Below are 13,798 nucleotides of genomic sequence, written 5' to 3'. Positions count from 1 at the left end.
GGTCGGCGCATAGGTCACGTGTGGCACGGGAGTGGCCTGTGGGTAGGTTGATCCGCATGACTGACGCCGCCGCTGCCCCGGGACGCCGTCCGCTCGTCGTGCTCGACAAGGTCAACAAGCACTTCGGCGCGCTGCACGTCCTGCAGGACATCGACCTCACCATCGGCGAGGGCGAGGTCGTCGTGGTCATCGGGCCGTCGGGCTCGGGCAAGTCCACGCTGTGCCGCACGATCAACCGGCTGGAGACGTTCGAGTCCGGCTCGATCACCATCGACGGACGGCCGCTGCCCACCGAGGGCAAGGAGCTGGCCCGCCTGCGCGCCGACGTCGGCATGGTGTTCCAGTCGTTCAACCTGTTCGCGCACAAGACGATCCGCGAGAACGTCACGCTCGGGCCGGTCAAGGTCCGCGGCGTGGCCAGGGCCGAGGCGGACCGGCGTGCCATGGAGCTGCTCGAGCGCGTCGGGGTGGCGCACCAGGCCGACAAGTACCCCGCACAGCTCTCCGGCGGGCAGCAGCAGCGCGTGGCCATCGCGCGCTCGCTCGCCATGGACCCCAAGGTGATCCTCTTCGACGAGCCGACCTCGGCGCTCGACCCGGAGATGATCAACGAGGTCCTCGACGTCATGACCGAGCTGGCGAGGTCCGGCATGACGATGGTCGTGGTGACGCACGAGATGGGCTTCGCTCGCCGTGCCGCCGACCGGGTGGTGTTCATGGCCGACGGCCAGGTCGTCGAGCAGGCCACGCCCGAGGAGTTCTTCACCAACGCGCAGTCCACACGGGCGAGGGACTTCCTCGCCAAGATCCTGACGCACTGACGTCGCGTCCAACAGGGAGGAAAACGCATGAACGTTCGTCGAATCGGCATGGTGGCGGTGGCTGCCGCAGCCGTGCTGGGTCTGGCGGCCTGCGGGGGCGGTGGCGCAGGCGCCGGCGACTTCAAGATCGGTGTCAAGTACGACCAGCCCGGCATGGGCCTGAAGGACGGCGCGAAGTACACCGGCTTCGACATCGACGTGGCCAAGTACGTCGCCAAGGAGCTCGGCCACTCCGAGAGCGACATCACCTTCGTGCAGGCGCCCACGCCGCAGCGCGAGACGCTCCTGTCCACCGGCCAGGTCAACCTCGTCGTCGGCACCTACTCGATCACCGACGCCCGCAAGCAGAAGGTCTCCTTCGCCGGGCCGTACTTCGTCGCCGGCCAGGACCTGCTGGTCCGCTCCGACGACACCTCGATCACCGGCCCCGACTCCCTGACCGGCAAGAAGCTGTGCTCGGTCAAGGGCTCCACGTCCGCGGCCAAGGTCAAGGACAAGTACGCCGGCGTGCAGCTGCAGGAGTACGACACCTACTCCAAGTGCGTCGAGGCGCTCTCCGCCGGCGCGGTCGACGCGCTGACCACGGACAACACGATCCTCGCCGGCTACGCCAGCCAGCCGCAGTACAAGGGCAAGCTCAAGGTCGTCGGCCAGACGTTCTCCGAGGAGCGCTACGGCATCGGCATCAAGAAGGGCGACAAGGCCCTCTGCGAGAAGATCGACACCGCCATCAAGAAGATGCAGGACTCCGGCGAGTGGCAGAAGGCGATCGACAGGAACCTCGGCCCCGCCGGCTTCAAGGTCGACACGTCCCAGAACCCGCCCAAGGTCGACACCTGCTCCTGAGCCGGGAACGACCTGCCGGTATGCCGTCCGCGCACCTCGCGCGGACGGCATACCGGTCGGTGACACGCACGCAACGAAGGGCGGCTCATGGCTGACCTGCTCAAGCAGTACGACGTCCTCGGGGCGTTCTGGATGACGATCGTCCTGACCGTGTTCTCCGCGGTCGGGTCGCTGGTCATCGGCACGGTGGTCGCGGTGATGCGGGTCTCCCCCGTGGCGGTCCTGCGGACGATGGGCGCGGGCTACGTCAACATCGTGCGCAACACGCCGCTGACGCTGATCATCGTCTTCTGCAACATCGGCCTGTTCGTCAACCTCGGCCTGCGGCTGGCGGACAAGTCCTCCTCGACCTTCCTGGTCGACAACAACATCCGCCTCGCGGTCCTGGGCCTGTCGGTCTACCACGCCGCGTTCGTCTGCGAGGCGCTGCGCTCGGGCATCAACACCGTCCCCGCCGGGCAGGCCGAGGCGGCGCGCTCGATCGGCCTGAGCTTCGGGCAGAACATCCGCCACGTCGTGATGCCGCAGGCGTTTCGCGGCGCGGTCACCCCGCTGGGCAACACGATGATCGCGCTGACCAAGAACACCACCGTCGCGTCGGCGATCGGCGTCGCCGAGGCCTCGGGCCTGATGAAGGAGATGATCGAGTTCAGCCCCGACCAGCTCGTCCTGGTGTTCCTCGTCTTCGCCCTCGGCTTCGTGCTGCTCACGCTGCCGATGGGCCTGCTGTTCACGACGATGTCCCGGCGCCTGGCGGTGAAGCGATGACCTCCCAGACCGTCCTGTTCGACACCCCCGGGCCGCGGGCGCGTCGCCGGCACACCCTGGCGGCCGTCGTCGGCGGTGTGGTGCTGCTCGGCGTCCTGGCCTGGGTGCTGTCGAGGCTGGCCGCCAGGGGCAACCTCACCCCCGCCAAGTGGAACCCGTTCGCCTCCGCCGACACCTGGACCGAGTACCTCCTGCCCGGCGTGGTCGGCACGCTCGAGGCGGCGGCGATCTCGATCGTGCTCGCGCTGGTGCTGGGGCTGCTGCTCGGCATGGGCCGGCTGTCCGAGAACCGGCCGCTGCGGTGGTTCTGCTCGGTGTTCGTGGAGTTCTTCCGCGCGGTGCCGGTGCTGCTCATGATGATCTTCGCCTTCAACCTGTACGCCGTGTACCAGGTCTTCGACTCCGAGCAGCTGGCCCTGGCCGGTGTGGTCACGGGGCTGACGCTCTACAACGCCTCCGTCATGGCGGAGCTGGTGCGCGCGGGTGTCGGCTCGCTGCCGGCGGGGCAGCGCGAGGCAGGGCTCTCGATCGGCCTGACGGCCAGCCAGACGCTGCGCTCGATCCTGCTGCCGCAGGCGCTCACGGCGATGCTGCCGGCGATCGTCGGGCAGCTGGTCGTGGTGCTGAAGGACTCGGCGCTGGGCTCGATCATCACCTACGTCGAGCTGCTCGCGCAGGGTCAGACGCTCGGCACGGCGCGGGCCAACATGGTGCCCGCGTTCATCGTCGTCGCCGCGATCTTCATCGCGATCAACTACCTGCTGACGGTGCTCGCCGGGCGCGTGGAGCGCCGGATGCGCCGCCGGGGCCACACCAGCGCCAAGGCCGCGCCCGCGGCTCCCGGGCAGGCGGGCTGAGCGCGCCACAGCAGGGTGTGACAGCCTCATCCGGCATGGGAGACCTGTCATGAGGAAGCTGATCGGACTCGTGCTGCTGCTGGTCGCGCTCGTCGGCGTGGACCGCGGTGCCGCCCACCTGGCCGGCCAGCAGGTCGCCGACCGGATCCAGCGGTCGGCGCACCTGCAGACGCCACCGCACGTGACCGTGGGCGGCTTCCCGTTCCTCACCCAGGTGGTCCAGGGCCGCTACACCCGGGTGTCCGCCGAGACCTCGGGGCCGGTGTCGGTCAACGGGCTGGGCGTGGACCGGCTGGAGGCGTCCGTCGAGGGCGCCCGGGCGCCCCTGTCGGCACTGACCGGAGGCACGCTGTCGTCCGTCCCCGTCGACCACGCCCAGGCCGGGGCGCACATCACCTGGGCCGAGCTCGACCGGATCGTGGCGGGGCGCCTGCAGGGCCAGGGGCTGCGGCTGACGTTCTCCTCCGGGGGCGGCAACGCCGTGCGCGTGCGGGCGGTCGTGTCGACGCCGCTGGGTGACGTGACCCTCCGCGGCAACGCCGACGTCACCGTGCGCCAGGGCGTCCTGCGCGTGGCGGTGTCCGGCGGTGACCTGAACTCGGCCCCGACGGTCGTGCGCTCGGCGCTGCAGAGCGCCCTGGACCGCTCGTTCCCGCTGCCGAAGCTGCCGATGGGCTTCACGGTCACCTCGGCCGCGCCCGACGCCACGGGGCTGGCCCTGGCGGCCGCGGCCAGCAACACGACCCTCGCCCTCCCCTGAGGCCCGCCCCCCACCCACCCGCACACGCCCCGCCCTCCCCCACCCGCACACGCCCCGTCCCGCAGCACGCCGGCCTCCCCCCGGCTATCCCGCCGAGAGGGACGTTCCTCAGGGTTTCGCACCACCCGAACCCGGAGAAACGTCCCTCTCGGCGGTGTGGTTCGGCGGGGTCCCTGAGGTGGGGTCGGCGGCCGGCCTGAACACCACGAAGGCCCGGATCCGTTCTGGATCCGGGCCTGACGCGACGAGCTCCCCCGATTGGACTCGAACCAATAACCTGCCGGTTAACAGCCGGCTGCTCTGCCAATTGAGCTACAGGGGATTGTTGCGGGCTGCGCTCGCGGGCGTAACTGTAGCAAAGGTTTCGGGCTGTTCCGAAACCGCCCGGGCCGGTGTGGCGTGCCCGTGTCAGCGGGTGATGCCGACCTGGTCCTCGAGCTCGGCCAGCGCCTGGGCGACCTGCTCCTGGACGCTCACGTCACTGGCCCGCACGCCGCGACCGAGGACCGTCTGGGAGACCAGCTCGCCGGTGCGGAAGTCCTTGCGGATCGCGACCCTGGCCATCCGGCGCTCACCCACCGAGAGGCGCTGGGCGAGCACCACGCTGGCCTGGACCCGCTCGCGCAGCGTCTCCGGGAGCAGGGTCTGCTGGTCGCGCAAGGTCCACTGCACCGGTCGCGTGCCGTCGACGAACGTCACCGTCAGCAGGAAGGTCTCGTGCTGCCACACCCCGGCGTCCACGACGTGCCAGGGTCGCCGCAGGCTGACCGAGGCGGCGTCGGGGGCGACCACGCACAGCGCCCACGTCGTCGCCACCACCGTGGCGCCGGTGGCGTCGTCCACGGCGTGGGCGAGGACGCGCTCCCCCCGCCCGAGCTCGAGCGTCGCGGCGACGTCGACGGGCAGGTCGGGCTGGGTCTTGCGGAGACGGGGAAGGCGCATCAGCCCAGCCTGTCACGCAGGGCGACCAGCTCACGCTGGAGCCCCTGGAGCTGGACCGACAGGGCCCGTGCCGCCTCGGGATCACCGGACTCCATGCGCCGCAGCGCGCTGAGCGCGTCAGCGATGCGCCGGGTCAGGGCCACCTCCTGCACGCGCACGAGCAGGGAGTTGAGGTAGCGCCGTTCGGGCAGCCCGGTCGCGCCGTCGATCCTCGTCGGCAGCGGGGCCACGGCCAGCTCGCTCACCAGCGGCCGGACGGTGGCCGCGGCAGCCTCGGTGACCCGGTCGGCCCACACGCCGGTGGAGGCGGCGGCGCCGGGGCCGCCGGCCGCGCGGATCGCGTCATGGACGGCCCGGTGGGCCGGCGCGGTGAACGCCACCGGGTCGATGGCCTCGAGCTCGGTCGCGTCGAACTGGCCCGGGAACTGCAGCACCGCCTGGAGCAGCTGCCGCTCGGCCAGCACCACGGGGTCGCGCAGGTCGGGGTGCGGCATGACCTGGGCCTCGTCGCGCCGGTCGTGCTCCGGCTCGCCCCGGCCGGCACCCCCGTTCGGGCCGTGGCCGGCGCCGTCCGTGCCGCGCCCCGGGACACCACCACCGGACGCCGCGTCGCGAGCGGCGATCCGCCCGGCGCGACCGACCTCGGCAGCCACCTGCTCGACCTCGACGCCGATCCAGCCGGCGACGGTGCGGGTGTACTCCGGCCGCAGTGAGCGGTCGCGGATGCCGGCGATGATCGGCGCCACCGCCCGCAGGCCCTGGATGCGCCCCTCGGCGTTGGCCAGGTCGAAGCGCGCCAGGGTGGTGCGCACGGCGAACTCGAACATCGGCAGGGCGTCCTCGATGAGCGCGCGCACCGCCAGGTCGCCGCCGGACTGGCGCAGCTCGCACGGGTCCTTGCCGGAGGACTCCACGGCGACGAACGACTGGGAGGCCCAGCGCTGGTCGTCGGCGAAGGCCCGCATCGCCGCCTTCTGGCCGGCGGCGTCACCGTCGAAGGTGAACACCACCTTCGCCGGCGCCAGGTCGCTCTCGTCGCGCATGAGCCGGCGCAGCACCTTGATGTGGTCGACGCCGAAGGCCGTGCCACAGGTGGCCACAGCGGTCTCGATGCCCGCGAGGTGGCAGGCCATGACGTCGGTGTAGCCCTCGACCACGACCGCGGTGCGGTCGCGGGAGATGGCCTTCTTGGCCAGGTCGAGGCCGTAGAGCACGGTGGACTTCTTGTAGATCGAGGTCTCGGCGGTGTTGAGGTACTTTGCCTCGATCCGGTCGTCGTCGAACAGCCGCCGAGCGCCGAACCCGACCACGTCGCCGGTGATGTCGCGGATCGGCCACATGAGGCGCCCGCGGAACCGGTCGTAGAGTCCGCGCTGCCCCCGCCCGGCCAGCCCCGCGGTCACGATCTCGTCGTCGCTGAACCCCTTGGCCCGCAGGTGCCGGGTCAGGGCCTCCCCGGCCCGCGGAGAGAAACCGACCCCGAAGTGCTCGGCAGCGGTCCGGTCGAAACCCCGGTCCCGCAGGAAGTCACGCCCGGCGCGCGCCTCGGCCAGGTCGACCAGGGAGCCGGCGTAGAACTCCGCGGCCACCCGGTGCGCCTCGACCAGCCGGGACCGCTTGCCCAGCCCCTCGTCCCGTCGCGGGCCGCCGCCGTCCTCGTAGTGCAGCTCCATGCCGAGCTTGCCGGCGAGCCGCTCGACGGCCTCGCTGAAGCTGAGGTGCTCGACCTTCTGCACGAAGGAGATGACGTCGCCGCCCTCGCCGCAGCCGAAGCAGTGCCACGCGCCCACCGCGGGACGGATGTTGAACGACGGTGACTTCTCGTCGTGGAAGGGGCACAGGCCCTTGAGCGAGCCGGGCCCGGCGCTGCGCAGCGTGACGTGCTCGCGCACGACGTCCTCGATCGACGAGCGTTCCTTGACGAGAGCAACGTCGTCGGCCTTGATCCGACCCGCCACAGAGCCTCCTTGGTGTGCCGCGGCGAGTCTAGGTGGTCACACCCACATCGCGTGCAGGGCCGTGGCACGCGGGTCGGTGTAGCCCGCCACCTGGTCCACGACCGCCCGCATCGCCTCCGCATCGTCCCCGGCCTCACGCCAGTCAGCCAGGTGGGTGACGTCGAGCCGGTCCTCCGGCTTGTCCAGCAACGCCTCGACCAGGTCGCGCACCACGTCGCGCTGCCGCGCCATCACCTGGAGCCGCTCGGCGGCGTTCATGACGAAGTGCGCGGCCACCCCCTTGAGCAGCGCGCACTCGGCCCGGACCTCCTCGGGCACGACCAGGTCCGCGGCGTAGCGGGTCAGCGGACCCGGCCCGTATGCCGCGCGGGTCGCCTGCTCGACGGCCAGCACGAACCGCCCGACCAGCCGGCTGGTCATGTCCTTCAGCGCAGCCAGGTCGGCGCGGGAACCGTTCCAGGACAACGGGATCCACCCGGTGTCCAACAGCCGGGCCATGGCCCGGGCCAGGTCCTCCTCGGTCAGGTCCGGGGCGTAGGCCGCGCGCGCCACCTCGACCACCTGCGCCATCTGGGACTCCGAGCGCAGGTCGGCCAGGACGACCCGGCCGGAGGCGACGGCGTCCTCCACGTCGTGCACCGAGTAGGCGACGTCGTCGGACCAGTCCATGACCTGGGCCTCGAGGCACCGGCGCGTGTGGTCTGCCTCCGGCGCCCCGAGCCGGACCCACTCGAAGACCGGCGCGTCCGCGGCATACACGCCGAACTTGGAGGTCGGCGACGGCGCCTCGCCGCGCCGCCACGGGTACTTCAGGACCGCATCGAGGCTGGCCCGGGTGAGGTTGAGCCCGGCCGGGCGCCCGTCGGGGTGGGTGCGCTTGGCCTCGAGCCGGGTGAGCAGGCGCAGCGTCTGGGCGTTGCCCTCGAACCCGCCGATGTCGGCAGCGACGGCCGCCAGCGCAGCCTCGCCGTTGTGCCCGAACGGCGGGTGACCGAGGTCGTGCGCCAGGCAGGCCGTGTCGACGACGTCGGCGTCGCAGCCGAGCGCGGCCCCGAACTCGCGGCCGATCTGCGCGACCTCCAGGGAGTGGGTGAGCCGGTTGCGGACGAAGTCGTCACTCGTCGGCTGCACCACCTGGGTCTTGGCCGAGAGCCGGCGCAGCGCCGAGGAGTGCACGACGCGGGCGCGGTCGCGGGCGAAGTCGTCGCGGTCGGCCCGCTTGAGCGCCGGGTCCTCGCGGACCCACCGTTCGCGGTCGGCGTCGGCATAGGTGCTCACGAACAGGCACTGTATGCCGCGCCGCCGACCTCGGCGGCCCGGCTCACCCCGGCGACGGCCGCGGCCGGTCAGGCCGGAACGGGCGTCAGGCTCAGGCGGCCAGGGCGCCCGGCAGGCGCACCAGACAGCCGATCCACCCCTCGGCGTGGTTCTTCACGTCCTCGGCGTCGACGAGGTCGGAGTGGGTCAGCACGAGGCGGGTGCCGCCGTCGACCTCGCTCAGCTCCACACGCACCAGCGACGGGGCGTGGTCGAACTCGACCCACTTCCACGTGAACTCGAGCACGGTGGGCTCCTCGATCGCCGTGTAGCGCCCGGCCACGTCGTGCGGGCCCATGGACACCGTGAAGTCCCCGCCGACCCGCAGGTCGCGCTCGACGGCGATCTCCCAGGCGGGGTTGGGGCAGTACCACCGGCTCATCAGGGCAGGGTCGGTCCAGGCAGCGAACACCCGGGCGATCGGCGCGTCGAACGTGCGCTCCATGACGATGGTGGACTCGGTCGTGGTGGTGGTCTCTGCGGTCATGCGTCCTTCTCCTCGATGAGGAACCGCTCCAGGCGGTCCAGGTTGGCGCTCCACATGCGCTGGCGGTCGATGAGCCACGACTGCGCCTCCGCGAGTGGGGCCCGGTTGAGAGAGCACACGACGGTGCGGCCCCGCTTGCGACGCGTGAGCAAACCGGCGTCCTCCAGCACGCGCAGGTGCTTGGTGACTGCGGGCAGGCTCATGTCGTGAGGCACGGCGAGCTCGCTCACGGTCGCCTCCCCGCGCGTGAGCCGCTCGACGAGCGCTCGACGGGTCGGGTCACCGAGCGCAGCGAACGTCAGGTGCACGGCCACGACGGACACTTAACCATTTGGTTAATCATCATGGCAAGGACAGGGCCCCCGGCGCACCGGGGGCCCTGCGGGTGTCGGATGGCCGGCGGCGGTGCTCAGCCCGTCGCGCCGGTCACCAGCGACACGGCGGTGTTGCCCTTGCAGGCGTCCATCGCGCGGATCGCCCATCGCCCCTTGAGGCCGTTGCCGGAGAAGTTGGACTCGGCGTCGTCGGCCTCGACCTCTCCCTCCGACAGGGACCAGCCGTTGCGGGCGTAGGTGGCCTGCATGTCCTTGAGCGTGTCCCGGAACGGCTTGGGCGACACCGCGGTGACGACGACGCGTCCGCCGTCGCGGGACTCCACGTGGGTGACGACGTAGCCGTCCGGCAGCGCAGCCTTTGAGGAGAAGGCCGCCGGCAGCTCGACCGCGGAGGCGTCCCTGGCACAGACCGACATCTGGTCGGCCGCGGACTCCGTCGCCTTCTGCTCGGCGCTCTCGCACCCGGTCAGCGCACCGGCGAGCAGCAGGGCTGCGGCGCCGGCAAGGACCCGGGCCCCGGCACCGGCCGCATGCCCCCTCCCCCGCGTCACGACGTCACCGTCACGGATCGCCGGTTGTCGCTCTCGTCCGACTCACGGACCGTGTTGGCCGGGTCTGCCACCACCAGGATGGTGTGCGTTCCCTTGGCCAGCTTGAGCCCGGCGAACGTGACGGTGCGCTTTGCACCGGCGGCCAGGTCGCTCGCGGCCGACGTCGAGACGACCTTCCCGTCGACGACGAGCTGCAGCGCCGCCCCAGTGGCCTGCGCGGCCCCGGTGTTGGCCAGTGTCGCGGTGGGGACGTAGAGCCCGCTGGCCTTGCTCACCGAGAGCGAGCTCGGGGTGAGGTTGGGCTGGGGGTCGTTCGCGGCATACAGCGTCTTGCCGGTCTGCTGGCGGGCGATGGTCGCATAGGCGTCGAAGTTCTGCGCCCCGCCCGGTGCCGCGCAGGCGCCGGTGCAGCCGTCGGCGTAGCCGACCAGCACCCGGCCGTCCTTGTCGACGGTGGCGTCCATGAAGTCGAGCAGGTTGCGGTCGTTGCCGCAGGTGGTGCCGCCGGTGCAGATCGAGCCGCGCTGCACCGGGTCGGTGGGCGTGGTGTCGACGGTCACCCAGGACTTGCCACCGTCGTACGTCGTGGAGACGTAGAGGTGCCAGTCGCCATGGAAGTTCGCGGCGTCCTGGTAGTTGCCGGCGGTCGTGGTGCCGATGAAGGCGAACGACGCTCGGTCGTCGTCACCGGCGACCACGGCGGGGAAGACCGTGTTGTGGATGCCCAGGCCGGCGCCGACGTTCTGGTCGTCGCTCCACGTCTTGCCCTTGTCCCGGCTCACCGCGACGCGGGGCGTCCCGTCGGCAGCCTGGTAGCCCATGTAGACCGTGCCGTTGGCGCCGATGCCGACGCTGGGGTCGGAGTCGCCGGGGGTGCTGGCCGGGTCGGTGCGGACCGACCACGTGGTGCCGCCGTCCTCGGAGACCGCCACGCCCTGGTTGCTGCCACAGCCCTTGTTGGGCACGTAGACGGTGCCGTCGGGGGCGACCTTGACGTGGCCGTGCAGACCACCGCAGTCGAGCAGGGAGTACATGGGGACGGCCGGACCGAAGGTCGTGCCCCCGTCGTGGCTGGAGGCGCAGCTGGCGTCGGCGACGTCCTGGCTGCAGTAGTAGACCGCCCGCGGGTAGCTGCTGGTCGGCAGCGAGCCGAGCGTCCCGGCCGGCCACGCGCCACCGCCGACCGTCTGGTGGTCGACGCCGGAGTTGATCCCGCCGCCCTGGCTCGGCGACCACGTCGTCCCGTCGTCGTCGGAGTAGCACATGAGCGAGGTCTTGCCCGCGAGCTGGCTCTCGAACACGCGGCCGGTCACCGGGTCGGTGAAGCCGATCGGGTCCAGCGAGGTGGTGCCACCGGTCGGGCACCCGTTGGCGGAGGTGGCCGAGACGTTGCTCCAGGTCACCTTCGACGGGCTCACGCTGTCGTCCCACGTGGCCTTGTAGGTGTCGTAGAGCGCCTGGTAGAAGGTCGCCCCGGTCTTGTGGCTGTTGCCGATCGACGGCTCGCCGGCGTTGTGCGCCTGCGCGAAGGACTGCGGCGCGCCGTACTGGCTGAACGTCGGCGGCGTGTCTGTGCCCGGCGGCGGGTTCGCCGGGATGTCCGTGAGGGCCGCAGTCCCGGTGACCGACTCGCCGAGTGGGTTGAACGGGACGACTCGGACCGTGTAGTCCCCGGTCGTCGGCGGCACCTGGATGACCTCGGGGTCGGCGTTGGAGGCAGAGGACCCGACGACCGTGCCCGCCTTGTCGAGCAGGTAGACGTCGAAGTCGGCGGCCGTGTTGCCCCACCCGACCTTGACCGTGAGCTGGTGGGTGTCGCCGTACCCGGCTGGGGTGCTGACGTGCAGCGCGTAGTCGTCGCACAGCCCCGGACCGCAGGTCACGTCCCCGGCGGTCCCGGTCACGTTGGGGGCGGCGAACGGCCCGGCGGTCCACTGCGCATAGGGCGAGGTGTCGGACACCGACCCCTCCGAGGGCGTGGCCGCGACCGCGGCCGCACCCACCCCTCCGACGAGCAGCGCCGCCGTGGCGGTCAGGGCCAGCGCCCGGCGCGGCCGGGCGGCAAAGGGGCGGATCGGCATGAGGCGATCTCCTCGGGGTCACCGGGCGGCACCCTGCGCACCGTCCGGTCAGGCGACGCACCCGTCCGGGCGCGTCCCCGGGGAAACGAGCACCACCGGCCAGTGGTTACGCCCTGCCGCTCGATCAGTCGCTCAGCGGCCAGGGGTGGTCGAGCGGACGTGCGGCCGCGCGCCTAGGGTGCGGCCATGGAGTTCCGGAACCTCGGCAACAGCGGTCTGCGCATCTCGGAGATCGCCTACGGCAACTGGCTCACCCACGCCTCACAGGTCGAGGAGGACCAGGCCGTGGCGTGCGTGCGGCAGGCGCTGGAGGAGGGCATCACGACCTTCGACACCGCCGACACCTACGCCGACACCGCGGCCGAGGCCGTCCTGGGCCGCGCGCTGGCCGGCGTGCGCCGCGAGGAGGTCGAGATCTGCACCAAGGTCTACTTCCCCGCCGGAGGGCGCGGCCCGAACGCGCACGGCCTGTCGCGCAAGCACATCCACGAGTCGGTCAACGGCTCGCTGGCGCGGCTGGGGACCGACTACGTGGACCTCTACCAGGCGCACCGCTACGACGACATGACGCCACTGGAGGAGACGATGGAGGCCTTCGCCGACGTCGTCCGGCAGGGCAAGGCCCTCTACATCGGCGTCTCGGAGTGGAACGCCGAGCAGCTGCGCGAGGGCCACCGCCTCGCCCGGGAGCTGCGCATCCCGTTCGTCTCCAGCCAGCCGCAGTACTCGATGATCTGGCGGGTCATCGAGGGCGACGTCGTCCCCGCCTCCCGCGAGCTCGGCATCGGGCAGATCGTGTGGTCGCCGCTGGCGCAGGGTGTGCTCACCGGCAAGTACGTGCCCGGTCAAGCTCCTCCGGCCGGCTCGCGCGCGACCGACGACAAGGGCGGTGCCGACATGGTCGGCCGCTGGCTCGCCGACGACGTGCTGCTCGAGAGGGTGCAGCGCCTTCGGCCGCTGGCCGAGCAGGCCGGGCTGTCGATGGCCCAGCTCGGGGTCGCGTGGGTGCTGCAGAACGACAACGTCTCGGCCGCGATCATCGGCGCCTCCCGCCCGGAGCAGGTCACCGAGAACGCCCGCGCTGCCGGGGTGCGCCTCGACGCCGACCTGATGGCGGCGATCGACGAGGTCCTCGACGGCTCGATCGAGCGCGACCCGGGCATGACGCGGATGCCGCGCCGGGCGGAGTTCCCGATCCGCTGACGCCCGCCCCACGATCCTGTATGCCGTCCCCTCACCTGAGGGGGCGGCATACCGGATCGGTCGGCATCAGTCGGTCGGGAAGACGAAGCAGGACCGGCAGCGCGCCTCGTAGCTGAACGTGCCGTCGTCCGGCAGCGGGGTCGACGGCGCCAGCCGCGTCGTGAAGGCCCGGTCCCGGTCGAGCACCTGGGTGTAGACGGCGCGGAACTCGCGGCAGACGTCGCAGACGGCGCGTCGGTGGGTCACGACCTGCGGACCGAGCTCGAACAGCGCCCTGACCGGTGCGAACAGCTCGCCCCGGTGGTCCAGGTCGATGCCGGTCGCGACGACGCGGGTCCCGCGCTCGATCAGGGTGCCGAGCACCTCCACGTCCGCGACGTCGAACATGTGGATCTCGTCCACGCCGACCACGTCGACGTCGTCGTCCAGCAGCGGCTCGAGCGACATCGTCTTGGTCGTCACCAGGCTGCTGCCACTGCGGGAGGTCACCTTGTCGTCGCGCTGGTGGCGCGCTGACTGGTAGACGCGGTGCGTGACGTCGGAGTAGGCCAGCGGTGAGAGCAGGCTGATGAGCTCCAGCGACTTGCCGCTCTTCATCGGGCCGACGATGACCGTGAGGTCACTCAGCCCGTTCGTCGTGGGCATCCGCCGGGTGGGACGGGTCGTCGGACGGGCGGCCAGACCTGGCAGTGACTGCTGCGAAACCCCGATGGACACGAGGCGACATCCTGCCATCCCGCGCGACACCAGGTCCGCCGACTCCCCGGAGCAAAGGGGCGTCCGTGGGGTGTTATGAGGGTGTTATGAGCGTGTCATGAGCCGCGCGGAGCCACGGGTGCGTCGAGGGCGCACCCGCTCGCGCTCGGCCTCGG

The 13,798-nt window shown here is 71.6% G+C and carries 14 protein-coding genes and 1 tRNA gene; 6 read left to right on the top strand and 9 right to left on the bottom strand.

What is annotated here, in order from left to right:
• The first annotated feature begins 56 nt into the window (after window positions 1–56).
• The 5 genes from FB474_RS06115 (at window position 57) to FB474_RS06095 (ending at window position 4,052) form a co-directional block, all read left to right on the top strand.
• Complete coding sequence (locus FB474_RS06115; RefSeq protein ID WP_141787834.1) at window positions 57–821, top strand: amino acid ABC transporter ATP-binding protein; 765 nt, start codon at window positions 57–59, stop codon at window positions 819–821.
• Window positions 822–848: 27 nt separating this feature from the next.
• Window positions 849–1,667, top strand: a complete 819-nt coding sequence (locus FB474_RS06110; protein ID WP_141787833.1) for a glutamate ABC transporter substrate-binding protein — start codon at window positions 849–851, stop codon at window positions 1,665–1,667.
• 87 nt (window positions 1,668–1,754) lie between these two features.
• Window positions 1,755–2,435, top strand: a complete 681-nt coding sequence (locus tag FB474_RS06105; RefSeq protein WP_141787832.1) for an amino acid ABC transporter permease — start codon at window positions 1,755–1,757, stop codon at window positions 2,433–2,435.
• The gene (locus FB474_RS06100; RefSeq protein ID WP_141787831.1) at window positions 2,432–3,292 is read left to right on the top strand and encodes an amino acid ABC transporter permease; all 861 of its coding nucleotides are present in this window, start codon (window positions 2,432–2,434) and stop codon (window positions 3,290–3,292) included. The genes FB474_RS06105 and FB474_RS06100 overlap by 4 nt, the downstream gene beginning before the upstream one ends.
• 49 nt (window positions 3,293–3,341) lie before the next feature.
• Window positions 3,342–4,052, top strand: coding sequence for an LmeA family phospholipid-binding protein (locus FB474_RS06095; protein ID WP_141787830.1), 711 nt, complete (start codon window positions 3,342–3,344; stop codon window positions 4,050–4,052).
• A 249-nt stretch (window positions 4,053–4,301) separates the two neighbouring features.
• Here the strand turns inward: FB474_RS06095 and FB474_RS06090 are convergent.
• From FB474_RS06090 to FB474_RS06055, 8 genes are all read right to left on the bottom strand, one after another.
• Window positions 4,302–4,374: transfer RNA gene (locus tag FB474_RS06090), tRNA-Asn, on the bottom strand.
• Between the two features lie 86 nt (window positions 4,375–4,460).
• Complete coding sequence (locus FB474_RS06085) at window positions 4,461–4,994, bottom strand: hypothetical protein (protein WP_141787829.1); 534 nt, start codon at window positions 4,992–4,994, stop codon at window positions 4,461–4,463.
• The gene (gene dnaG, locus FB474_RS06080) at window positions 4,994–6,952 is read right to left on the bottom strand and encodes a DNA primase (protein WP_141787828.1); all 1,959 of its coding nucleotides are present in this window, start codon (window positions 6,950–6,952) and stop codon (window positions 4,994–4,996) included. The genes FB474_RS06085 and dnaG overlap by 1 nt, the downstream gene beginning before the upstream one ends.
• Window positions 6,953–6,988: 36 nt before the next feature.
• Window positions 6,989–8,230: a deoxyguanosinetriphosphate triphosphohydrolase gene (locus FB474_RS06075; RefSeq protein ID WP_246092064.1), complete on the bottom strand. Its 1,242-nt coding sequence runs from the start codon at window positions 8,228–8,230 to the stop codon at window positions 6,989–6,991.
• A 91-nt stretch (window positions 8,231–8,321) separates the two neighbouring features.
• Entirely contained in the window at window positions 8,322–8,756 is a 435-nt protein-coding gene (locus FB474_RS06070) for an SRPBCC family protein (RefSeq protein ID WP_141787826.1), read from the bottom strand.
• Window positions 8,753–9,070: an ArsR/SmtB family transcription factor gene (locus tag FB474_RS06065; protein WP_141787825.1), complete on the bottom strand. Its 318-nt coding sequence runs from the start codon at window positions 9,068–9,070 to the stop codon at window positions 8,753–8,755. The genes FB474_RS06070 and FB474_RS06065 overlap by 4 nt, the downstream gene beginning before the upstream one ends.
• A gap of 95 nt (window positions 9,071–9,165) precedes the next feature.
• Window positions 9,166–9,642 (bottom strand): hypothetical protein, encoded by a 477-nt coding sequence (locus tag FB474_RS06060; protein ID WP_141787824.1) that lies wholly within the window; start codon window positions 9,640–9,642, stop codon window positions 9,166–9,168.
• Window positions 9,639–11,723: a CARDB domain-containing protein gene (locus FB474_RS06055; RefSeq protein ID WP_141787823.1), complete on the bottom strand. Its 2,085-nt coding sequence runs from the start codon at window positions 11,721–11,723 to the stop codon at window positions 9,639–9,641. Before FB474_RS06055 ends, FB474_RS06060 begins: the two co-directional genes overlap by 4 nt.
• A gap of 186 nt (window positions 11,724–11,909) precedes the next feature.
• Between FB474_RS06055 and FB474_RS06050 the strand changes: the two genes are divergently transcribed.
• Window positions 11,910–12,926: an aldo/keto reductase family protein gene (locus FB474_RS06050; protein ID WP_141787822.1), complete on the top strand. Its 1,017-nt coding sequence runs from the start codon at window positions 11,910–11,912 to the stop codon at window positions 12,924–12,926.
• A 66-nt stretch (window positions 12,927–12,992) separates the two neighbouring features.
• Here the strand turns inward: FB474_RS06050 and FB474_RS06045 are convergent, their stop codons facing one another.
• The gene (locus FB474_RS06045; protein ID WP_246092063.1) at window positions 12,993–13,643 is read right to left on the bottom strand and encodes a thymidine kinase; all 651 of its coding nucleotides are present in this window, start codon (window positions 13,641–13,643) and stop codon (window positions 12,993–12,995) included.
• Between the last annotated feature and the right edge of the window lie 155 nt (window positions 13,644–13,798).

The sequence above is a fragment of the Oryzihumus leptocrescens genome (assembly GCF_006716205.1).
In the GTDB taxonomy this organism is placed as follows: Bacteria; Actinomycetota; Actinomycetes; order Actinomycetales; family Dermatophilaceae; genus Oryzihumus; species Oryzihumus leptocrescens.
The sequence above is the reverse complement of the archived record's forward strand: the minus strand, read 5'-3'. Positions and strand labels throughout refer to the sequence as shown.